A 22,845-nucleotide genomic window follows, 5' to 3' on the forward strand; every position below is an offset into this window, starting at 1 on the left:
ATCAAAGAACGAGATTCGTTTCCTTTGTATATTTGTAGAGGTTGCCGTAGTTGACGACCGCTACGTCTTCACCGTTTGGTTTCACGATGTTACGTGTGTCGAAGATCATCGGACGACGCATTGATGCGTTGAGTTCTGCAAAGTCGAGGACTTTGAACTCATTGTGGTCAACGAGGACGAGGACGAGGTCCGCGTCTTTGAGTGCTTCTTCTTTTGAAACGAGCTCAAAACGGCTTGACGTTGATTTTTCAACGTGTGAATCGTGAACCGAAATGTTTACGCCACGGTCAAGCAAGATTTCAGCGATTTCAACCGCTGGGCTCTCACGCATGTCGTCGACGTTTCCTTTGTATGTCACACCAAAGACTGCGACTTTCGCGTCTTCGATTCCAGCTGTCAACTTCTGAACGTTGTCTGCGACGTAGTGTGGCATCGAGACGTTCGTCTCACGTGACAAGTTGATGATTTTCGCAAGATCCGGTGATTTCGCGACGATGAAGTACGGGTCGACCGCGAGGCAGTGTCCACCGACACCAGGACCTGGGCTGTGCAAGTTGACACGTGGGTGCTTGTTCGCCATCTCGATGACGTCAAGAACGTTGATGTCTAGGTCGTTACATACTTTCGCGAGTTCGTTCGCGAGTGCGATGTTGACGTCACGGAACGTGTTTTCCATGAGTTTTGACATTTCTGCCGTCTTCGCATCCGTTTTCACGATTTCACCTTCAACGAATGTACCGTAGACGCGTGCGCCTGCTTCTGCACATTCAGTCGTGATCCCACCGACGATCCGGTTGTTGTGCACGAGCTCATCAAGGATTTGTCCAGGCAATACGCGCTCTGGGCAGTGTACGAGGAAGATGTCCTCACCGACAGTGAATCCAGCTTCTTCGACGAGTGGTTTGACGAAATCGTCCATCGTACGTGGCGCGATTGTCGATTCGACGATGATGACGTTGCCTTTTTCAACGAATGGCAACACTTTACGTGTCGCATCCAAGACGTACGTCAAGTCACATGATTTGTGCTCGTCGTCGTTGTTTGGTGTTGGTACGGCGATGATGAAGGCATCAGCTTTCTCTGGTGAGAGTGATGCGCGGAATTTCCCTTTTGCCACGACGTCTGCGACCATTTCGCCGAGACCTGGCTCTTCAATGTGGATTTCTCCACGGTTCAATTTATCAACAACATGTTGTGAGATATCGACTCCGACGACGTCGACGCCATAGTTCGCAAAGACAGCCGATGTCGGTAATCCGATATATCCAAGACCTACTGTACATACTTTCATTGTGTGGTAACCTCCAAATGTTTTGACGCGCTTTTTAAATAGCGCATTGTCCATCATTTTATTTCACATTCGATAATAAAACAATACTCATTATACTCTTGAACAATTCTTTGGTGCAATTACATTTTCATGACAATGTCGTCGCAAATTGTTCGTGTGTTTTGCCTAGAATGATTTGTTCCATCTCTCGATAGAGACGATCGAGCGCAAAATGTTTACGGGCGTATACTTGATAGACTTTCGCGTCCGTCATCAGCTTCTCGGTATCTTCTTTATAAGAGAGGATCGTATCGACAAATTTCGACGTATCCGTGACGAGCAGTTCGTCCGGATAAATCGTCTCCGCACCCGTCCAGTGACGGATGAGCGGGTACGCCCCCGATGCCATCGCTTCGGCCGGTGCGAGATGGAAGCTCTCCAAATCACTCGTCGAGAAGACGAAACCGATCGATTGGAGCCATGTGTCGACGTCATTGCCATGTCCATCGAAGTGGACGTGGTCACGCAGTTCCGACTCCTCGATCCGTTTCAATAACGCTTCGTAGTACGCACTCTCTTCTTCCCGTTTGCCAATCCAATAGACGTCTTTCGGATGGTGCCCTTTGAAGTGGAGCTGATACCGTTTGTCCGTCTTCAACAGTTCTTCGAGGACGTCGAGTGCGAGGTCCGGACGCTTCAGTTTCGGGTTCATGCCGATCATGCCGAGACGGAACGTCAAATCGTCCGCTTGTTTCGGCTTGTCGAATTTGTCCGCATCGACGGCGTTGTAGATGACCGTCATCTGGTGACGCGGGATCCCGAAGAGACGGTGCATCTCTTCTAACATATACGGCGAGACGAGGATGATCCGATTGATATTATCGAGCGCATATTCACGAGGAAACGGTGTCTCTTTCTCCTGACGGTGAATCCGGACGATGAGACGCTGGTGCGGCAGTTTATGTTGCGAGTACCAGACGGCGTTGCCGAGTCCCCACTCACAGAAAATGACATCTGCCTGCGCGAGACATGCCTTACTGTGATTCACATCATGAATCTTGTGTCCGTCCCACTCGTCGACAAGGATCCGATAGTTCGGGTCAGCCTCGAAACGTTCCATGAACATGCGAATGAATTTCAAATCATGACCGGCGAAGAGGATCGTCGTCTTTTGCATCTCCCAAATCGAGTCGCGGAGACGCTCGAACGTGCTCGCGAACGTATAGTGCTTCGCCATGTTGTAAAGACGTTCCGCCGCATCCTTATAGATGGCCGGATGCGTGAAGGCGAGCTCGACTTTTTCGACGAACTCGTCTTCCGAGTTGACGAAGAGCGGATAGCTCGACCCGAGTAACATCTCGTGCATCTTGTTGCGGTTGAGGAGGACCGGCTTCCCGAGCGCCCCATATTCTAATAGCTTCGTCGACAATTCGAGACTGTCGTCGAGGTCCGGGTGGCGCCACGAGATGCCGATGTCGCTCTCTTCGATGAGCGTCTCGACGTCCGCACGCGGGATGCCTTTCAACCAGTGAACGCCCGCATCCGTTTGGAGGCGATGTGTCACTTCTTTACGGAAATTCGGGTTGTTCGGGTCTTGGTTGAACTTGTCCCCCGCTACTTTCAATTCGACGTCCGGCATCCGGACCCGTACTTTCTCGAGTGCGTCGAGAATCTCGGCCGAGTACCAGAGCGGCGCGAATTTACCCGTATAGACGAGACGTTTCGCCTGACGCTTGAACGCAGGCGTTGCCTCGCGCATGTTCGGGATCATCGGGTTCAAGATGAGGAACGGCTTCGGCGTCTGTAAAAACGTCTCGAAGTACGCCTTCATCTCTGCTGTCTGACAAAGCATGCGTGCCGAGCGGTCCGCAATCTTCTTCAGACGCGTCAATTCTTCTTGTGACGCGGCCGACGAGTCATGCGTGAAGTCTGTGAGATACGTCCACGTCTTTTTCATTGTATGTTCATAATCCGAGAGCGCATAGGCGAGCTGGAATCCGCGGATGAACGTCATGTCGTACTGCTTCGTCTCGACGAGCTCGTGGATGAGTTGGGCCGCCTCTTCCGGCTGGAGCACCTTCTTCTCATAATACGGCTCGTCTTTCTTCGTCGAGTCTTCCGTGAAGACGTCGATGAAGTTGACACGGTCAAGCTGTTTGATCGACGCCGTCACTTCCGGCTTCACGATCGAACGCTTCAAGAGCACGTCGACCTCGATGTTCGGGTCTTGGTTCAACATATGCACGACCGACGTGAGCCAGATGGCCGATCCGTCGATCAAGTTCAAATTGACGTCCCCGTATACGAGGATCCGTAGCGGTTGCTTCGTCATAACGTCACCTCCTGGCGGTCCGCTTCATCCATGGCGGCACCGGCTTTCACATATTGATATGGGTCGACACTGAAGATGCGCTTGCCGGAACGGGCAAGTTCGTTCAAGCTCTCGTCCGCTTCAAAGATGTGGAGGGCCTCCTCGACCGTATAGAAACGGAGGGCCGACGGCTGCACGAGCGAGCGGGACGGGGTCGCGTCAAACACGTAGCGATACGACTCATCGTGATCTTGTTTGACGAGCTTGCCGTCATACGTATAGTAATCCTCTTTCGTGAGAATGTCCGCTTCCGCATAGCGTGCCGCGAGCAGATAATCGCTCAAGTAGTTCGGGCCGTAATAATCATCCGACTTCAAGTGAGCGACCCAAGCGTACGACTCGACCATCTCCGTGAACGACGTGTAGTGCGTCAAGTAGCTACGCATATACGTCGAAACCGACGGTGTATTGTACGTATTGTATACGTCGATGTGGTCCTCGAACTTATCAAGGAACATCATGAGGTGTTTATGCTCGTAGTTCTGTGCCTCGAACTGACTGACGACACGCTCTGCCTCTTCGCGCGACTTGATGAAGGCGACGACGGCAATCTTCTCGTGGTCGACACGGTACGGGATGCCGACGTCTTGGACGATTTTCGCCAGACGCTGCGTGTACGTGTGATACGTCAACACGTGACGCATACCGCGCATCGCGATGTCCTCGTAGAACGAGTCATCCGTCATCAAACGGCGGAACGTCTCGTCTAGGTCCGATTCGCCGTCGTCGAGGAAGACGTAATCCCCAAGCATGGCGTCGACCCCGACCGAACGGGTGCTGACGACCGGTGTCGCACAGGCGAGTCCTTCGAAGACACGACGCGAGAACATCGTCGGTGAATCGTTGACCGAGTTGACGTTCAACATGACTTTATACCCTTTATACGCTTTGGCAATCTGGTTATATTTCAAACTGCCGCGAATCGAGTGGCGGAACTGTTCTGGGAATTGGAGCTGGTCGCTCTCCCCGCGTTGATTGATCGCATAGTTGCGGTCGTAAATCGCAAGACCGTACTTGTCTGCCGCCGCGAATAGGCGGTCCATGTCGGCTTTACGCGATTCGTGACGGTTCGCATAATACGAACCGGCGAAACACGCGTAAGGCTCGCGAGTCCCCGGTAAGCGGATCGGGTTATGTTCTTTCGGCTGGGCCGCGAACGGTAACGCATCGACCCGGTCATGACCACAATCTTCTTTATAGTTCGGGACGCGGTTCATGTCTGTCGTATACACATAGTCGAATCGCTTCGCCGTCTCGATGAAACGGTCATAGTGAATCGGGTCTTCTTTATTCCAGAAGACGGTCGGGATATTGTGATAACGGCACCAAGCGAGAAGCGCGTCGAGCTCTTCCCATGTGTTCGTACCGTATTTGACGATTTTCTTCTCCCAAGCGCCGGCGTTCCCTTTCCACGCCGATTCGACGACAAGGACGTCCGGTTGCTCATCGAGGAGTACCGTCTTCCAGTTGTCTGGTGTGAACGTGATGAGCTGACATTCTGGCTTATATGATGCCATCGTGAACTCATCGAAGATGGCCGCGACCTTCAGTTCGTGAAGTTCACGCGGGACCGGTGCGAAGAAGCGTGCCTCGCGCACGTCCATCCACGTCGGGTTTTCCGTACCGTCGCTGACGAGTTCCTCGGCCACACGGATGCGGTCGACACGCGCCTCTCCGACACCGTCGACACGGAGGGCGAAACGAAGGAAACGGATGCCCCGGTCGAAATAGAAGACTTTCTCGCTTCCGATTTGAACTTGTTGCATAATCTGACGCTCTGTCGCCGAGTAGGCGATGATGTAGAGGACGACGTTCGCATCTTCATCGGCGACACCGTCGAGCGTGACACGATAGCGACTGTTTGCCTTCACTTCATACGGGAACTCTGTCGGGAGCAACTTGAAGCTGTTGTTCATCTCGGCGTACGAGATGTAGCGGCGCTGATCGTCCTCACCTTTCAAGTTGACGACGAGCTGGTCATCACGGCTCTTCAATTTGATGAGGTCCGGTGCCGGGATCGTCCACATGTCCGGCTTGAGCGACAAGATGTCCTCACGACGGACACTCTTCTCGCGAATCATCCCGATGTTCAAGTTCTCGAGCGTCCCCGCCCCGTTCACGCGAACGAAATAACGGATGGAACGGTGTGACGGTGCGATGCGGACGATACCGCTCAGTCCGAGTGGCACTTCGATCAAACGGTCCTGCCCGGACACTGTATACGTCGCAATGAATAGCGACGCGTCCGCTGTCCCCGTGCGGTCCCCTTTTAAGTAGAACCGATACAAGTCGTCATCCATGTCACCTGTCTCAAAATCGATGCCACGTTCCGTATCGACGTGTGGCAATGCGACCTCGTCGACACCGTAATGTGTGTATTGGTTCCCTTCGGCGCGTACGACGAGCGTGTCAGCGTCGAAGTGAGCAATCTCACTTTGTGGTTTGAGGGAGCGGAGTGACGTCGACGTAAGCGGATAACGGAAATCAAAGGCGTCGACCGAAATGTTCGCGGCCGTCCCTTCCACCGTCCAGAGCGATAGGGTCCCGAGCGTGAGCTCGACGAGGCTGAACGCCCCTTTCCCTTCCACATTCAAGTGCGCCCGGACGATCTGTTCACCCATTCCGAGTGTCACATCGACTTGGTCGCCGTCCTGTACGGTCACAAAACGCTTTCTGCCACCTTTTCGAACGATTTCCAACTGTAGCGTCGGCATCAATCCTTCACGTGATTTGACGCGCATTAGGGCCGTGAACGTCTTTTGACCTGATTCGACCAAATCGTTCGCCGAGATGATGTCTGAACTTGCATTCGGTCGGAACGTCAAGATGACCGGTTCGTCACCGGTAAAGACAAGGTCCGTCCCTTCGACATGTACGTAAGGTGAACGTGTATACCAGTTCGGTACGACTTCTCGTAGTTGATGCGATTTGTTCGGTCGCTTCAACACTTTACGACCGAGTCGCTTCGACCGTTGTACCCCAAGGTAAGCGGCGCGACGTGCTTTTTTCTGCCAATCCATCCTCATATCCTCCAAATCATCGATTCTCTCGAATTCGATTCTTTATTTGCGAATGCGTCGTGCGACAGCCTGCGCTTTCAAAATCGCTTTACCAGCTTTTGATTGCACAAGGCGACGATACTTCTTGTTCAACACATCATATTTACGTTTCACGTCTGTTAGCGCTTGTTCTTTCTTCTCAAACGTCTTCACAGTCCATTCAAACGTATAGAGAAGGTCGCCATACTTTTGAACGAGGCGACGATGTTTTTGTCGTAACAACCGTTCATCATGTTTCAAATGACGAATCTCTTCTTCTTGAAGTTTGATTCGCTGCTTCAACAATCCGATTTCTTTTTCAAGTTCATTGCTCATGGTCTCACCTCACAAGTATGCGTCAAAATAGAGACGCTTCAATTCTTCTTTTTGTCCTGATTCATATAAGTCGACGAACTGTTTCACGATCGGCGTCTCTAGTTCCATCGGACGATACTGTTCGATGATTTCATAAAGCATCCCGGCGTTGTCGAAAAACTCTTCCGGCTTGCTGCGACGTAAGAAGACCAGATACCACATCGAGAAGAAACGCTCGAATCGAGTCGAACGGTATTGGTCGAGTACGCCTTCGCGAGCGAACGCTTTCGCCCGTGCCGTCTCCCGGATGACACACTTCATAAAGTATTTCTTCGTGATCGTATTGACCGTCGAACCGGCGACGGCCGCGTAATAGTCATGAATCGTCAAGTCGAGCAGGGCGACCCGTCCCGCGCTTAAGAACATCTCTTGGAAGAAGAGCGAGTCTTGGCCGACGGCGCCGATGACCTGTTTCAAATCGTGCTTCTCGATGAAGTCTTTTTTGATGACCATCGTCTGGATACTCTGCACCTTGAAGTTGTGCTCGAGCAAGTACGCTCTCGGGTCTTCGATGACACGAACGCCATCTTTTTCGAGGTCCTCTAGTTCGATCATCGCTTCCCGGTTCGCAAGCTTCAACATGCTGCCGACAGAGAGGTCGAGCGCATCATCCTCTTTCATGACACGGAACAGTGCCGCATAGCCGTCGTTGACCGCTTCATTGTCCGGGTCAAGGAAGGCGATGTATGGCGTCGTCGCGAGCTCCACCCCTTTGTTTCGTGGACGTGAGGCGCTGCCGCTGCCGCCATCGTTGAACGAGTACGTGTAAACGTTCGGATATTTCCGGACGAGGCGCTCGATATAGCCGATCGTCTCTCGGTCCGTCGACCCGTCGTCGACGAGCCAGATCTCCATGTCTTCAAACATCGAGCTGCGACGAAGGCTTGAGAAACATTTGTTGTATAGATAGCGACCGTTATTGTAAATCGGTACGATCATTGACAGTTGATAGTCGCCCGCTTCGTTCGGGACGAGCACATCGTCTGCCGCGAGCAATTCGAAACGATCGATGGCATAACCTTGTCCTTCGATACGGCGGCCTTCTTGAATCGTCTCAAGCGACACATCACCTGCTACGAACATCGTCAAGCCCACGTCAGCATAGTCTTCCACGAACTCATGGATTGTGTCCTGCCCTTTCGTCACGAACGAGACGTCCGTGTATTTGAAGGCGTTGACCATGTCTTCTACATAGTAGTCGAGATAGTGATGACGGTCGTCAAACACTGTCACAAAGTCGGCTGTACGCAAATCGACTTCTTGTAGATCCGCCTCGGCGACGAAGCGCTTGTGCGGATACGATTGACGTTCGAACTGTTCGCGCGTCGCCGTCACATCACCGCGACCGATGACGAGGACGTCGCGACGGATTTCGTGGTGGATGCCGAGAATGAACATCATCTCGCTGAAGCGGTCATACATCGTATGGTTCGAGAAAATCGTACGGACACCGGACAGCTGATGCTCTAGACGCTCTTCGTCCGTCTTGAACATTTCTAAGATTCCTTGCGCGTCCAAGGCACTCGTCGCGATGAACACGTTCGGGAAGTCGTTGTTGACGGCGACGTTGTAATTCGTCACGACGAGTTGTCCGCGAGCCTGCGCGTTATAGATGGCTTGTGCACTCATCGTCGGACTATGCTTCACTTCGTTGACGTGAAGAACCCAGTTCGACGCCTCTTTCAGCTTCTCCATATCCTCAGGGTCCCCATGGACGAGGACATCTTGAAGCGATTTCGGTGCGAGTGACGCTTTCGATTCATTCGCCTCACGTATCACATAGAGCTCTTTATTCGCATCGCGGACGCCTTGCGCGAGCGTCTCCAAATCTTTGGCGAAACGATATACAGGGAAATGATTCGTCACGACGACGCGGTCCGTCTTGCCACGCGTCATCCCGATCGGGTTGAAATGCAGCGGATCGACGCCAGGACGAATGACAAAGACCCGTTCATGTCCGACTTCTTCTATATAATCTGTCACCCGCTCCTCGTTCGCCGTGAAGATATAGTCACATTGTGCGGCAAGTGAAGAGAAGCGGTCGAAATGATTCGTATCGAGCGTCGTCTCGAAGACGACACGGATGTCCTTTTGCTTCGCCTTGCGAATGAGGTTGCCGAGCCAGTGACGGGAGTGCGAGCGTGGTGTCCCCATGTGATGGAATGCGGTCGTCTCGTCTTCAGCGAGCGCCGCCGAGATGAGCAGGAAGTCAATGTCTTCTGCTTCAAGCAACTCTAAAAAGCCTGTCACGTTCTCAAAGTAATGGGTGTGACAAAGACGTTCGAGCTCACGGGCCCGCTTGACCGGTCCGACGAACGCGACATGCACGTTCGCCTTCTCATAAAAACTGCTCCCGTTCGACTGGATGCGTGTCACATCCAGTTCAGGGAGGCGCTTCCGGGCGGCTTCTAATTCTTCCTGCAATGCGGATTGTTGTTCCTCGAACAGTTTGTCATCTAGACGCGGGCGTTGCGCCTGTCTCGACAAAGAAGGAAGTTCATCTAAGGTAATCAAGTCATCCCCGTCTAACGCCTCTTTTCGGTTGACTCGTTCTTTTTCTTCTTTTAACCACGCGATATGCGCTTGCACGTCGCGTAGCGTCGCTTTTACATCCATACGTCCGCTCCACCTTTTTTAAGTAATCAGTATTTCTTCATCTTATCGTATCTTAACAGAGTTACATGTCGGTCGCAATTTGATGACAACTGTACAAATCGGCGTCCTACATCAAAAAAGACGGACCCACAAGTGGATCCGTCCCCAAAACAGTTATTCACTTACTCTGCTGCGTTGACGTCAACGATTCGTCCTTCAACAGCCGGTGTGACTTCTTCACCGAGGCTGATCAAGTGATCGCGGAAGTTCTCCCAGTCGATGAGACCGAGGTCGTTGACACGGCCGTCTTTGAATGCCGTTTCAAACTCAACATAGTTGTCTCCACCTTGCGCTGTGAAGAAGTTTGTCGCCACTTTGTAGCTCGTCGCATCTTCGACATCGACGAAATCTGTGCCGTTGTTGTACTGCAAGCTAACGATGCGCTCGCCAGCCGGTTTTGAGCTGTCGAACAATACTTTGAATCCAGACACGTGAAGGAATCCACCGTTCTCGATTGGATAAATGCCAACACTGCGCTCAAACGCCGCTTTCAACTCGCTACCTTTCAAGTCCATGATGGCAAGCGTGTTTCCGAATGGAAGTGTCGTCAACACTTCACCTGTCGTGACAGGACCCGCATCGATTGCCGCACGAATTCCACCACCGTTTTGAACGGCACCAATCACGTCTGCATCATACTCTTTCGCTTTTGTGAACATGCCGTCTGTGATCAAGTTACCAAGTGCCGTTTCGTTTTTGCGTACACTTGGAGCAGTCACAGTACCTTCATCACGCGGGTTTTCGAGTGGTGCTGTGAGTGACACACCGATCGGGTCTTCACTGATTGCATCCACGACTTCTTTGAATGGTGCGAGAAGTGAGACCGCATATGGATCTGGTTGAAGGTCACGAACGTCAATCAAGCTTCCTGCATGCTTGATGACTTTTCCGTCTTTATCGAACTCGATGTCCACTGTACCAAGGAACTGGCTATATTGATCCGCTTGGACGATGACTGTCGGCTCAGCCTTACCTTCTGTGATGAGGACCGGCTCTTTCAAACGAGTATGCGTGTGACCACCGACGATGACGTCGATGCCGTCCACGTTTTCAGCAAGCAACAAGTCGTTGTCAAACGCTGGGTTATCATTATACCCAAGGTGTGATACGGCGATGATTTGGTCGACACCCATCTCTTCGAATGCGTCGACCGCTTTTTGCGCTTCAGCGATGTAACTTTGGAACTCGATCGGTCCCGGACTTGCGATTGACGCCGTTTCTTCCGTCGTCAAACCGAAGAATCCGACCTTCTCCCCGTCGACGACTTTGATGACACCTTCATATAAGCGACCATTGTACGCTTTGTGTGTCGTTTCGTCGCGGTAGAGGTTCTTCATGTACTGGTCTTTTGAATAGTCCACGTTCGAGCTGACGAACGGGAAGTTCGCATAGCGGACGAAGTCAGCAAGTTCTTTATGTCCGTCTTCCGTACCGAGGTCGAATTCATGGTTACCTGGTACCATCAAGTCGTATTTCATGTAGTTCATGAGCTTGAGGTCGGCTTGACCTTTGAACTCGTTGAAGTAGAGCGATCCTGAGAAGACGTCCCCTGCGTCGATCAAGAGGCTATCCGGCTTCTCGGCACGAACTTGCTTGATCGCCGTCGCACGGTTCGGTGCGTATTTGAGCGCCGCGTGCGTATCGTTCGTGTGCATGATCGAGAGCTTGTATCCTTCTACTGTATACGGGACTTCGAGTGTGATTGTTTTTCCACGGTTTTTGTATGTAGCCGTCGCGACGAATTCGCCGACTTCATCTGTGCTGATGCCGCTCCAACGAACCGGTTTTTCGTAAGTACCGCTCGCGAATCGTACGTCTTGTTTCAAGATACCGAGCGCTGGTTTCCCTTGTTTGAACACGAGCGGCTCAGACGGTGGGAGAATTTCAATCGGATGGTCGAGGACGCGAACACGCTTCTCGATATACATCCCTTTACCGAGGACAATCCCACGTGCGGTTTGGAACGTTCCAAGTTTTTCAAGGTCGACACTTGATTTGTACCAGTGAACTCGTGCCCCTTTGTATGTAGCGTCGAGTGCCGCATCTAAATCCCCTTTGTATACGTACGCCGATTTCGCTTTCGCGACCGGTACTTTCGGTGCAGCTTCTGTGACAGCAGCCGGTGTGAGTGACGCCGTCGATACAGCTGCTACGGCAAGCGCTGTATACAATTTACGTGATGATTTCTTTGCCATGTTCAGTTCCCCTTTCGGATTTGCGAACAGGACACAGGAAGGAAAGCGCTTACATCGTTCGACTTATGTGTAATCCCATTGCCCCAAAGTCGTCCGTTTTTCCCCCATATGTACAATTCGCTCTAGTTCTAACGTAACGGAAAAGCGTCCAATAAACAATCACAAATTGAAGATTTTAAAGGTTTTTACAATTTCCACAAAAAACGATTCCCTCTTTATGACAAAGTAGCTCGAGATGCCGAAATCATTTGGTATATAATGACTTTTAGATTAAAGGAGGTACACATATGTATAAAAAAATTCTAGGTTTTACTATTTTATTGGTCGTCCTATTCGGAATGCAATCCGTCGAGGCAGCATCACCGACGTATAAGACGGTCCAATCCACTCAACTAAAGGCATCGACGCAAAAAGGTGCCAAGACCTTGATGACGGTGAAGGCGAATACGAAAGTCGATCTCCTCAGCAAGACGAACTCGTGGGCCCACGTCCAAATCGGTAAAACGAAGGGGTATCTCTCCATGCGGTCCGTCATGCCGCTCGAGACACCGATTGCTTCATACGATATGAACGAAGTCATGAGTTATAAGGGCACGGACATTGTCAGCATCTCCGGAGTCAGCTACAAGATTGACCCAGCGCTCAAGCCATTCTTTCAGAAAAACGGTACTGCGCTAAGAAGTATGATCGTTGTTCCAAAAACGTCAGGACGCACCCTCACCGGATGGAAACAGCTCAGTTTCTTCCCGTTCGGTCAACGTGCCAGCTCGCTCGTTATCGACAAAGCGGCAGCGAGTCGAATCGACAGTTTTCATATCCCATCTACGAACTTCACGTTGACGACGGCAGGACCGCTCCGTCAAGTCGTCGCGAACGCATATGCGCATTATCCACCGCTTGATGATGATAAACAAACGCTCACCTTGAACGGTCAGATCGAGCAACTCCATACGGCAGGTGAAGTCCAAATCGCCGGAAAAGGAACGATTGAACGGTGGGACATCTCAAAAGATACGGAATATTCATATGAGATCCCCGTTCGATATTCAGGAGAGGTCGGCTTCTTGAACATCCGTAACACAGATGTCGTCGTACGCGGGACGAGCACGCTCAACGTCCGTACCGTCGCGGCACCGACGAAGACGCATGTCCTCGGAGGAAAGAACGGCGTCATCGGTTCAATCAAGCCATCGAAGACGATTCGCGGGAAGAAGATGGGGAAAGCCGAACTCGCCATCGACAAGATGTTCTCGAACGTGAACGAAGCATCGGTCACGACTACACTCGACACGCTAAACATCTCCTACACGAAAGCGCGTGTCGGCGACTATGTGACGGCACTTCGCCAAAATGAGGCGGCTGGACCGAACAAACGCCTCGTCAACTCGGCGACCGACCTGAAAGACATCGTCCGTCTCGTCGATGCGGTCATGATGACGAAACAGACGACACCGGCCTACGTTCATACGTCAGATCGTCAACTGACGGTCCAAACGTTCCATGACCATGTCGACAACGCATCGTATTCCAGTCAATATGCACGTGCCGTCACCGCCATGGTCACGGATGGCACATTACAGACAATCCGTTTCAAACGTCCACTCATCGAGAAGAAAGAGTGGTATGTCAGCCAAGAGAAAGGCCAGGCATTTATTTACGATTTCCCTGTCGGATTGACTCGGATCGTCACCATCGACGGCAACACGACGCGTAGCCTCGTGATGGAGACGAAAGCAGTCGCGCGCCCGAACGACTCGCAATCTCGGATCGAACTCGTCTCCATCAATGACAAGCCACTCGCTGCCTATCAACAAGAGCCGCCTGCCTATGAGGCGAAAGTGGTCGAATCTGGGTCTCGGACATATGTCGCCGTCCGTTCGGGTGACAAGGAGTGGTTACGTAACATCCACTTCTTCAACGTCGACGTGAATGCGAACCATCGTACGGGCGGACCGGTCTCGACGGACAAGATCAACCTCGGTGGCTGGAAGTCGTCTGAAACCGTCATCTTCCCACTATACGATACGAAGCGATTGAACAACCTCACGATCCAATCATTCGGCTACAAAGACGCCGTTTACAAATAAAGCCTACAAAAAATGACATCCTCGTCTCGAGGATGTCATTGTCCGTTCGGCTGACTGATAATCGTCAACCAGACGTTCGAGTATACGCCCGCTACGAGCGCGTAATCGTTCGGGTCTGCCAAGTTGAGCAGACGCCCGTTCTGATAGAAGTATAGGTTCGTGATGACGCCACCGCCAGACGAGCCGATCGTGATCCCACGGGCCGTGAGCGTCTCATCCGGGTCAGTGATAATCGAGACGACCGAGTCAAAGCGGTCGCGTTTGACCGTCAAATAACCGCGGTTTTGATCGATGTACACCTCTTTAAATCCACGTGGGTAATGGGAAGCATTCCCATGGATGTAAGGCCCTTTTTTCGGGTCAAGGCGTAGCGCCATCCCGCTGAACGTCAACTGTTCGCCGGTCGTCGACGGGAGAATGAAGTCATTCGCTTCCGCATCGTCCGCCGCGCGCGTCCAAAACATCCCCGCCAAAAGCAACATCGCGACAAGCGTTACCTGAAGCCCACTCATCATTCTTTTTTTGATCCGTCTTTCCTTGCGACTCATTTGGTCCTCCTCCATGCGCCCTGCTTAGAATTAGTTCAAAAGGTGATGTGACTTTATCCCTAAATGCATCCAAACATTATCGCATATGTAAATGATATACATGTCTCTTATACAATTATTGTAATATCATTGGTAAAAATCATCAAGGAAAAACTCAAATTCGTCTTATTTTTTTATAATCGAGTCAATACGGGATCCGGATGACGTGCTTTGTCCCGCTCTCAAGCCAATATGAGACGATGTACCTATCCCCTGTTTCTTCCACTTGCGTCTGGACGATGCGTGAATTCGTCCGGTCGAGGCGGATGAGCGTCAAGAAGCGGACGTCCGTCCCACATTCGATGGATACGACCTGTGGACGGCTCACCCATTCGAAATCGCGAGCCGACACGTGACTTTCTTCGATGGTCATGTACGATTCGTCCCCCGTCATGAGTTGGACGATCTGCATCGCACGATTCGACGTGTCCATGAACCGGACGTTCTGGGACTCCGTTGATCCTTCGACGAGGTCGAGACCCGGTGCCACATGGAAGCGCTGAACGAACAGGTCCGGTTCTGGTGACGTGATGCGGTCGAAGACGATGAGCGTCCGCGCCTGATCGTAGACGACCTTCCGAGTGTGGAGGGCACCTTTTCCGATGAGACGGCTCACCCCTGTCGCCACCACTTGCTTCCCGATCGGTTCGACGGATACGATACCGCTCTCCCCGATCCGCTCGACCGACAAGTCGAGCTCGTCCCCGAGACGATGCACCGTGTTGTGTGACGTGACGCGCATCGCCTCCGACCGTTCCTCGCAGTCCGCGTACCCATATCGCCCCATCTCGACGATGAAGTCGCGACCGAGCCCATACAGCTCGAGACTCAGATCGTCCGCATGCTTGTGGGCTGCGCCGTGATAGCCCGCCGTCATCAAGAGATGTGTCGCATCACTGAAGGGACGCTTTAAATGGGTCCAATATTCACGCATGACGGCATAGTTCGAGCCGAGGTTCACCATCCGTTCAGACGGACAAACCCCTTCCTGTCCCCCGCTCAACGCATAGTCGAGTGACGGATACGAGTCGACACGCGGAATCAGATGCCGTCCCCGAATCTGTCCGCCCGTATCCCCGACCATCGGCAGCGTCCGGTTCGGTTTGATCAGATGGACGAGGCGTTCCGGCATCGCGTCGATGACGTCAAACTGGTCGGACAACGGGAAGCCGTTCACGTTCGCCCAGTCGACGAAGCGGCTCAACATATGATAGACGTATACGTGATAGCCCGGCGAATGTTCGAGGTGGGTCCCGTCTGCGGCGAGACTCGTGTCAATCTGGGCATCGAGACGCGCGCGGGCGACCCGTTCCCATTCCGGGCTCCGGTCGAACTCCGGGAAACAGGAGGCGATGGCAAAGAGCGCCATATCCTGGAACATCCCGTGATTATGACGCGGCCGATAAAACGTCGGCGTCGCCAACAGGACGGCATGGTCGTACAACATCTTCAACAGCTTCTCTGTCATCGATGGGTCGCGCTCGATCCGTGCACAGCGGTACGCCTCAAAGAACCCGAGCAGATGGAACACGCGGATCGCCGTGCCGTGCTCATGGTATGCCTCACGCTTCCGGTTGACCGCAAAAACTGGATGGCGCGCGTGCCAGCTATCGACGATGCGGGCGGCGTGTTCCACATAAGCCGTCTCTCCCGTCACCTCGAAGGCACGAGTCAGCTGATGGACGGTCGTCAAATAATGGAGCTGGAGACGGAAGGAGTTGTTGTCCACCCGCGGTACCATCTGATCCCAATCGAACGCATCGACGTCCGCGACACGTAACGCATCGGGTGCTGCCGGGATGTACCAACGTCCTTGTAAGACACCGTCCGCAAAACGAACGGCCTGATCGTCCGTCAGCCGTTCATATCGATACGAGGCGATCGGACGTTTGTCCTGTATGTACTGATGCACGAGCAGGCGGTCCATCCGGTCGGACAGTCTCGCCTTCGTGAGCGGGCGCCTCATGGCGAGCATCGCATCGGACGACATGACGAGCGACTGTTTCCCGTTCAAACGCACGACATGATACTCCCCATACGGACGGATAAGTCGTCCGGTCCCGGTCGTCTCGAGTCGCATATCCGGGACGACCCGTCTTCCTTTCCATTGATACAGCATCGTCCCCGCCGAGATGACGACGTCCCATACGTGGCTTCCCCGTGCCGCGAGCGAGCCGCCAAATTGGGCGACGAGTCTTGCGATTGAATGTTCCATTCGTTCCCTCACTTGTCATTTGTTATACTTGAAAATTCTACCTTAGCAAATGGTGGGATTCAAGAGTTACCCAGTCGTTCACACAAAAAAGCCCAGCTTTCGCTGGGCCATGCTCATTTCGGTACGTTGATCGTATTCGTCGTGCCGTTCGAGAGCGTATACGTGACGACGTATTGCTCCGGTTGCTCGGCTAACGAGGCGTCGACGATTGACGTGCTCGTCCGGTCAATCCGGATGAGCGTGAGGTAACGGACGTCATCCCCATACTCGATCGAGACGACTTGTTCACGCGGCTTCCATTCGAAGTTGCGGACGGACAAGTGACTCGGCTGAATCGACATGTACGACTCTTCGTCCGTCTCGAGCTGCATCAACTGGATCGTCCGGCGCTTGTCGTCCCGGAACGTCACGTTCTGAGCGTCCGTCGAGCCGGCGTAAGGCTTCAAGCCGTCACCGAGATGGAATCGCTGCACGAACATATCCGGGGCCTGAGAAGTGATCTTGTCGTAGACGACGAGCGTCTTCGCCTTGTCATAGACGAGCGTTCGGCGATGCGTCGCGCCTTTCCCGACGAGGGCACTCTCCCCGATGGCGATACTCGTATCGCCCTTGTCTTCGACCGATACGATCCGGCTCTTGCCGACCATACTCGCACTCAAGTCAAGACCATCCCCGTAGCGGTGCACGGTGTTGTGCGCCTCGACCTTGAGCACTTCCCGTCGTCGTGGGTCCGTCGAGTAGCCAAAGCGTCCCGTCTCGACGATGAAGTCACGGGCGAGCCCGTAAAGGTCGATGCTCAAGTCATCGGCGTGCTTGTGGGCGGTACTATGGTACCCCGCCGTCATCATCACTTGGGTCGCTCCCGAGAACGACTCCGGTGGACGTGACCAATATTCACGCATGAAGCTGTACTGGTCGCCGAGTTGTTTCGTCAACAGTTGCGGCACCGTCCCCTCTGCCCCACCACTGACGGCGTAGGAGAGTTCCGGATAGTTCTCGGTATTCGGAATGATGTTCATCGCTTTTAAATAGCCGGTCGTGTCGCCGAAAATCGGGAGCGTCCGGTTCGGCTTCAACATATAGGTGAGCTGGTCCGGCATCTTCTCGATATAACCAGACCGTGACGGCAAGACGAAGGCGTTGGCGTCAGCCCATTCGATAAACCGTGACAACGTATGATACACGTATACATGATAGTACGGCGAATGTTCGAGATGGACCCCGTCCGGCGAGATGCTGAAGGCGAGTTGAGCCTGTAGACGCGAGCTCGCGACGGACTGCCACGTCTTGCTCTTGTCGAACTCTGGGAACGTCTGCGCGATCGCCGTGAGCGCCATGTCTTGGAAGATTCCGTGGTTATGCTCTTTTTTATAAAAGTCAGCGGATGCCAAAATTTCGCCGTGCTCATACAGCGTCTTCAAGATGAGCTCGGTGAACGCCGGGTCTTTGTTGAGCGACGTCTGTTTGTACACGTCCCAGAAGTTCAATAGATGGAAGACGCGAAGCGCTGTCCCCTGGTCGTTGTATCCCCATTTGAGTCGCTTGTAGTTATAGGCCGGGTGTGCTTTCGTCCAGCTTTTGACGAGACGCTCGCCATATTGGAGATAGGCGAGGTCGCCTGAGTCGTTATACGCCTGCGTCAATTGGTTCAACACCGTCATATAGTGGATTTGGAACGGGAACGAGTTGTTGTCGACAGCCGGCACGTCCTTATGCCAGTTGAACGTGTCGATGTTTGGCACCGACAATTGTTTCGGCTCCGCCGGGATGTACCAGTTGCCGGCGAGCGCTCGGTCCGCATACATTTTCGCTTCTTCGGTCGTCAAACGATCATACTCGTACGGGATGCGGGCATCGGTCTCTTTCATATATGTATGAACGAGCGGACGGTTCGTCATCGTTTGGATACGTGACTTCGTCAACGAGCGGGCCGGGACGACCTCGGCTTGACTCTTCTTCACGTAAATGCGCTTGCCGCCAGACATGGCCAGATAATACCAGCCGGACGGTCGGACGATGCGATATTCTTTCGTCGCGTTCGTCGTCTGGAGCGGGACCAACTTCTTGTCTTTCATTTGATGGAGCGTCGTCGACGGGGCGACACGGGCGTTAAAGTCCGAGTTTGCCGTCGCTTCGGCCGTGACCGGGGCGAACAGGAGCATCCCGCTCAGCACGCCGATCGACAATCGTGTATACAAAGGTTTCATGATATTCCTCACAGTTTCTGTTTGATTTTATCCTGTAAATTATATCCATTAAATAAAGTTTAAACAACTAAAATTTGGACTTTATATCCTTTTGTTCAAATAATTTCATAACTTCTAGTATATGCCGTTCGGAATAGCATGTTAGCAAGAAGAAAAGTCTACTAAAAAAGAATCCAAGCTACGTCGTAAACGGACGTGCGTTGGATTCTGCTGAATGATTATCGTTCATCAAGGTATTGATCGAGCAAATTCATATCACGAGGACGAATCGATTTGAAAAACTTTCGAATCTCACTTCTTCTCACGACTTCATATCGTCTCAAATGAATACAAAAATCCATGAGTGTGTGCTGATGAATCAGCGTTTCCTCTCCATCCTGATTGACGATATATAGTTCGGCGTCTTTGATGACTTCTCGAATGTCCGCGTCATCGCTACAGATCAAGCCAGCGCTGATCAATCGTGCGGCCGCAAGACTATGGATTTCTCCCAAATCGCTCGTATGCTTGAGCGGTCTGCCTTCCCTGACTTTCTTTTCGTCCAGTTGTTGAAACGCATGGCGAACTTCCGTCAGATAAACGAGATAGAGGTCATAGAGTTCATCCGTCGCAATCGATGTTTCCGATTCAGGATCGAACAACATCCACTCACCGTCATGTATAAACGCATCGACCCTTTGTCTGACAGAAGATATTTTCAGTTCATTCAATACCTCTACATGAATCAGAACTTGTCCATACAAACTGTTGATCCAATCAAAGACGTCGGCTTGTTGAAAGCTTGCCGCGTGAATGATGATGTTCGCATCGATGAACACCGGCTCCTTAATCATCGGCAGCGTCCTCTTGTAGACGACTGACTTCATCTTCCTGTAACGCCCGAGCCAAATCAGGACGATAAACAGAGAGTTTATTGGCGGCACTCAAACGTGTCAACCGTTCTTCTTCTACCGCTTTGACGACCACTTGTTCATAGGCTGAAAATGATTCGAAACGTTGGGCTTGATCCAATGGACTCGGGGCAATCCCAAGATGCTTCCGTTCTTCGCGCCAGTCGGATTCCTGTTCACTCAGATCAGAGAATCGGTAATGGAGTTCCCGGAGTCGTCTTACGACTGCGACGTAAGGGACTTGAGCCATATCGGCCAAATAGATGATAGCGGTCTTCGTATCATGATTGTCTTTCAGCTTCTCCCAAATTTCTTTTGTCATACTTTTTGGTAGCATGATTGCAGCGGCAAAACGGTCGGCCGCTCGTTCGTGATCGAATCCATCGATTTGCCACTTGCTCGCTTCAGACAAGTGCCATAACTCGTGGGCTGCGGTAAAGTAACGCATGCGTAATGGTTGGTAAGAGTTCAATGCGATGAACGCTTCTCCAGACATGTGTTTGATGGCGACACCATAATAGGTATCGTCCTCGACATATTGAAAAATGAGGTTCGCGCGTTTGGCTAACACCTGCTCGATGTAAGCGCCAATGAAAACGTGACTGTCAATGACTTGCTCTAAAAAATCTGCCGCGAATGCTTCTGCCGTGTCTTCCGCAATCCGTGCCGATGGCTTCATGGTCGTTCACTCTTGAGACCAACATAATCTTCTATCGCAAATTTCAAACGCTCGAGTTCCATTTTCGACCGTCGATTTGACAGTGTGCCTCGCAATTCGACCGTCATGCGTTCTTCCTTCATCGAAGCATCCGATGTCAATTCATTGACCGTCAAACCCAGTGCATTCGCAAGATCAACGATTCGTTTTGATTGAATGACGCGACTCTCATTCAACATATGACCAATCAACGCCTTGCTGACCCCGATTTCTTGAGCTAACCATTGTTGCGATTTTCCGTTATCCCTTAGCCATGATTGTATGTTGTTCACAATGATTTTATTTGCGTTCACGATGACACCCTCCTTTTATTTTATGGTAACCCATTTCAATCAAGACTACAAATTTGCAAATTAATTTTGTAGCCTTATTTACCATTGATTTCCCCTCTCTTTATTACGTTGTATAGGAATACATCCTTCAAACAATGAGGGACATCCTCCTATAATGGTTGTTATGCGGTTTTCGCACCTCGCCAACCGTGTCGTTTCGTCAAATCAAATCGGATATAGTCTCAAAATGCTGTATCCCATTTGCGCCAAGCCTTATGAATCAAAAGCAGGGATTCTCTATAACAACCATTATGCTGTATCCACCTAGGAAACTTGAGACGCGCGCGGGAAAGCAGCCCATCATGCCAGACGCAAACGAACAAATCAAAGAGTGGGAACCGATGATCTTTTACGTCATCCGCCAACTCCATCTCCATCCGAACGAAGTCGACGATGCCGCCCAGACGGCACGAATCGCCCTATGGCGAGCCATCCAAGACGGCAAGACGCTAGGGAAAACCTACTGTTTCATCCGTATCCGTGGGGCAATCTTAAACGAGCGAGCCAAGCAGGCGAAGACGCTCCAGCACGAGGTGACGAGTGAACGGCTCCCCGAGCAAATCGACAAGAGCGAGGTGCCGCTGTCCCTTTGGCTAGACGACAAGCGTTCCACTTTACCAAATCGTCATTTCACCTTACTCTGCCATATGCTTCACGGAACTGAAGCCTCGCTCGGATACTCCCCGAGCCGCCTCCGTGCCTACAAGGCCGAACTCCAGCGGATGCTCCGTGAGGACAACGAGTAAGAGGAGAATGAAGATGACCCTACACATGAAAGACGCCGTCGATCAACACGTCCACTACTTACGCATGACCGGAAAATCGGACAACACGGTCAGCCAGGCCATGTATAAGTTCGCCCGGTTCGAGAGAATCATGGGACAGAACCGAACTCTCGACGACTTCAAGACGAGGCAGGACGTCATGCCGTATATCGACGCCCTCCGCTCCGAAGGATGTCAACCGGTGACGATCAACAATTACTTGAGCGCACTCCGCGGTTTGTATGACTGGGCCATCACCGAGCAGCTCGTCACGCACAATCCGTTCCATCAACTTCGCGTGAAAGTGACGGAACGGACACCCTCGGACGTCCCTACACCAAGCAACTTACACCGAGTCATCGATGCGATCGACGTCCCACTGTACCGAACCTTTCTGACGCTCCAGCTGCATACGGGGATGCGCATCAACGAAGTGAGACAGTTGACACTCGACGCCATCGATTTGAATGCGCGTCTCCTGTACATCCACGAATCGAAGACGGGGAAACCACGCAAAGTCCCGCTGAACGATGCGGCTCATGCGATGATGACGACGTACCTCGAGGAAGAGCGCCGATGCATCGATTCACCATATGTCTTCCCGAGTACCCGTGGCGATCTCATCTGCAAGACGACGATCAACCGTCACTTGAAACGCGCCGCCGAGGACGTGCTCGGTACATCCGTCACGTCGCATACGCTCCGGCACGCCTTCACGTCACATCTCTATGACAAGGGCGTCAAGGAGACGACCTTGTCCGAGTTGCTCGGCCATAGCGAGCCGAAGACGACCCGGCGCTATATCCGCGTGCGCGAGGACCATCTGCGGGATGCGGTGGAAAGACTGACGTTGGAGTGAATACAGGAACATAAAAAATCCGGTCCACGAGGGACCGGATTTTTGATCATCTTTTCATCACAAATACCTTCAATAGATATCCGATGATTCCAATCAATGCGGCAATCGCAAGATACACGATTGGCACGAGAAGTTGCGGGGCTGTCAAAGATACAACGTAAATAAACATCGCAGTAATAAAGAAAAGTAGTAGGAACAAGCTGACATGTTTCAATGTATTTCCCCCTTCACAATCTGTACGCTTTAGACTGTCCTCACCGAGTCACTTTATCACCTCGATCT

The 22,845-nt window shown here is 52.1% G+C and carries 16 protein-coding genes; 3 read left to right on the forward strand and 13 right to left on the reverse strand.

The genetic code is table 11. From position 1 onward, the window contains the following. Nucleotide 1 precedes the first annotated feature (1 nt). The 6 genes from KNO95_RS07625 to KNO95_RS07650 form a co-directional block, all read right to left on the reverse strand. Nucleotides 2-1,291 (reverse strand): nucleotide sugar dehydrogenase, encoded by a 1,290-nt coding sequence (locus tag KNO95_RS07625; protein WP_026825284.1) that lies wholly within the window; start codon nucleotides 1,289-1,291, stop codon nucleotides 2-4. A gap of 127 nt (nucleotides 1,292-1,418) precedes the next feature. Next, nucleotides 1,419-3,602, reverse strand: a complete 2,184-nt coding sequence (locus KNO95_RS07630) for a glycosyltransferase (RefSeq protein ID WP_026825283.1) — start codon at nucleotides 3,600-3,602, stop codon at nucleotides 1,419-1,421. Continuing rightward, nucleotides 3,599-6,661: a CgeB family protein gene (locus tag KNO95_RS07635; protein ID WP_026825282.1), complete on the reverse strand. Its 3,063-nt coding sequence runs from the start codon at nucleotides 6,659-6,661 to the stop codon at nucleotides 3,599-3,601. The genes KNO95_RS07630 and KNO95_RS07635 overlap by 4 nt, the downstream gene beginning before the upstream one ends. Before the next feature lie 42 nt (nucleotides 6,662-6,703). Then, complete coding sequence (locus tag KNO95_RS07640; protein WP_026825281.1) at nucleotides 6,704-7,015, reverse strand: hypothetical protein; 312 nt, start codon at nucleotides 7,013-7,015, stop codon at nucleotides 6,704-6,706. A gap of 9 nt (nucleotides 7,016-7,024) precedes the next feature. Beyond that, nucleotides 7,025-9,670, reverse strand: a complete 2,646-nt coding sequence (locus KNO95_RS07645; RefSeq protein WP_026825280.1) for a glycosyltransferase — start codon at nucleotides 9,668-9,670, stop codon at nucleotides 7,025-7,027. Nucleotides 9,671-9,831: 161 nt separating this feature from the next. After that, on the reverse strand, nucleotides 9,832-11,904 hold the full coding sequence (locus KNO95_RS07650; protein WP_026825279.1) for a bifunctional metallophosphatase/5'-nucleotidase: 2,073 nt from the start codon (nucleotides 11,902-11,904) through the stop codon (nucleotides 9,832-9,834). A gap of 287 nt (nucleotides 11,905-12,191) precedes the next feature. Between KNO95_RS07650 and KNO95_RS07655 the strand changes: the two genes are divergently transcribed. After that, nucleotides 12,192-13,991 carry a hypothetical protein gene (locus KNO95_RS07655; protein WP_214878611.1) on the forward strand — a complete coding sequence of 600 codons (1,800 nt, stop codon included), beginning with the start codon at nucleotides 12,192-12,194 and terminating at the stop codon, nucleotides 13,989-13,991. 35 nt (nucleotides 13,992-14,026) lie between these two features. Here KNO95_RS07655 and KNO95_RS07660 read toward each other — a convergent pair whose 3' ends face one another. From KNO95_RS07660 to KNO95_RS07685, 6 genes are all read right to left on the reverse strand, one after another. Then, nucleotides 14,027-14,539, reverse strand: coding sequence for a hypothetical protein (locus KNO95_RS07660; protein WP_026825277.1), 513 nt, complete (start codon nucleotides 14,537-14,539; stop codon nucleotides 14,027-14,029). Between the two features lie 184 nt (nucleotides 14,540-14,723). Next, nucleotides 14,724-16,793 (reverse strand): heparinase II/III family protein, encoded by a 2,070-nt coding sequence (locus tag KNO95_RS07665; RefSeq protein WP_026825276.1) that lies wholly within the window; start codon nucleotides 16,791-16,793, stop codon nucleotides 14,724-14,726. 113 nt (nucleotides 16,794-16,906) lie between these two features. After that, nucleotides 16,907-19,000, reverse strand: a complete 2,094-nt coding sequence (locus KNO95_RS07670) for a heparinase II/III family protein (RefSeq protein ID WP_026825275.1) — start codon at nucleotides 18,998-19,000, stop codon at nucleotides 16,907-16,909. A gap of 218 nt (nucleotides 19,001-19,218) precedes the next feature. Next, nucleotides 19,219-19,833, reverse strand: coding sequence for a hypothetical protein (locus tag KNO95_RS07675; protein WP_026825274.1), 615 nt, complete (start codon nucleotides 19,831-19,833; stop codon nucleotides 19,219-19,221). Then, nucleotides 19,826-20,569: an ImmA/IrrE family metallo-endopeptidase gene (locus KNO95_RS07680; RefSeq protein ID WP_026825273.1), complete on the reverse strand. Its 744-nt coding sequence runs from the start codon at nucleotides 20,567-20,569 to the stop codon at nucleotides 19,826-19,828. Before KNO95_RS07680 ends, KNO95_RS07675 begins: the two co-directional genes overlap by 8 nt. Continuing rightward, nucleotides 20,566-20,901, reverse strand: a complete 336-nt coding sequence (locus KNO95_RS07685) for a helix-turn-helix domain-containing protein (protein WP_051545949.1) — start codon at nucleotides 20,899-20,901, stop codon at nucleotides 20,566-20,568. Before KNO95_RS07685 ends, KNO95_RS07680 begins: the two co-directional genes overlap by 4 nt. Nucleotides 20,902-21,242: 341 nt before the next feature. On the opposite strand from KNO95_RS07685, the gene KNO95_RS07690 reads away from it, so the two are divergent. Next, a complete protein-coding gene (locus tag KNO95_RS07690; protein WP_026825271.1) occupies nucleotides 21,243-21,686 on the forward strand; it encodes a sigma factor in 444 nt (147 codons plus the stop codon). Nucleotides 21,687-21,699: 13 nt separating this feature from the next. Continuing rightward, a complete protein-coding gene (locus KNO95_RS07695; protein ID WP_026825270.1) occupies nucleotides 21,700-22,563 on the forward strand; it encodes a tyrosine-type recombinase/integrase in 864 nt (287 codons plus the stop codon). Nucleotides 22,564-22,609: 46 nt separating this feature from the next. Here the strand turns inward: KNO95_RS07695 and KNO95_RS07700 are convergent, their stop codons facing one another. Then, nucleotides 22,610-22,777 (reverse strand): hypothetical protein, encoded by a 168-nt coding sequence (locus KNO95_RS07700; protein ID WP_161634146.1) that lies wholly within the window; start codon nucleotides 22,775-22,777, stop codon nucleotides 22,610-22,612. Nucleotides 22,778-22,845: the final 68 nt, after the last annotated feature.

The organism is Exiguobacterium sp. ERU653, assembly GCF_018617775.1.
Classification (GTDB): Bacteria; Bacillota; Bacilli; order Exiguobacteriales; family Exiguobacteriaceae; genus Exiguobacterium; species Exiguobacterium marinum.

Coding starts and splice junctions, on each gene's coding strand:
- KNO95_RS07625 (WP_026825284.1), bottom strand. CDS start 1,291: ATGAAAGTATGTACAGTAGGTCTTGGATATATCGGATTACCGACATCG.
- KNO95_RS07630 (WP_026825283.1), bottom strand. CDS start 3,602: ATGACGAAGCAACCGCTACGGATCCTCGTATACGGGGACGTCAATTTG.
- KNO95_RS07635 (WP_026825282.1), bottom strand. CDS start 6,661: ATGGATTGGCAGAAAAAAGCACGTCGCGCCGCTTACCTTGGGGTACAA.
- KNO95_RS07640 (WP_026825281.1), bottom strand. CDS start 7,015: ATGAGCAATGAACTTGAAAAAGAAATCGGATTGTTGAAGCAGCGAATC.
- KNO95_RS07645 (WP_026825280.1), bottom strand. CDS start 9,670: ATGGATGTAAAAGCGACGCTACGCGACGTGCAAGCGCATATCGCGTGG.
- KNO95_RS07650 (WP_026825279.1), bottom strand. CDS start 11,904: ATGGCAAAGAAATCATCACGTAAATTGTATACAGCGCTTGCCGTAGCA.
- KNO95_RS07655 (WP_214878611.1), top strand. CDS start 12,192: ATGTATAAAAAAATTCTAGGTTTTACTATTTTATTGGTCGTCCTATTC.
- KNO95_RS07660 (WP_026825277.1), bottom strand. CDS start 14,539: ATGAGTCGCAAGGAAAGACGGATCAAAAAAAGAATGATGAGTGGGCTT.
- KNO95_RS07665 (WP_026825276.1), bottom strand. CDS start 16,793: ATGGAACATTCAATCGCAAGACTCGTCGCCCAATTTGGCGGCTCGCTC.
- KNO95_RS07670 (WP_026825275.1), bottom strand. CDS start 19,000: ATGAAACCTTTGTATACACGATTGTCGATCGGCGTGCTGAGCGGGATG.
- KNO95_RS07675 (WP_026825274.1), bottom strand. CDS start 19,833: ATGATTAAGGAGCCGGTGTTCATCGATGCGAACATCATCATTCACGCG.
- KNO95_RS07680 (WP_026825273.1), bottom strand. CDS start 20,569: ATGAAGCCATCGGCACGGATTGCGGAAGACACGGCAGAAGCATTCGCG.
- KNO95_RS07690 (WP_026825271.1), top strand. CDS start 21,243: ATGCCAGACGCAAACGAACAAATCAAAGAGTGGGAACCGATGATCTTT.
- KNO95_RS07695 (WP_026825270.1), top strand. CDS start 21,700: ATGACCCTACACATGAAAGACGCCGTCGATCAACACGTCCACTACTTA.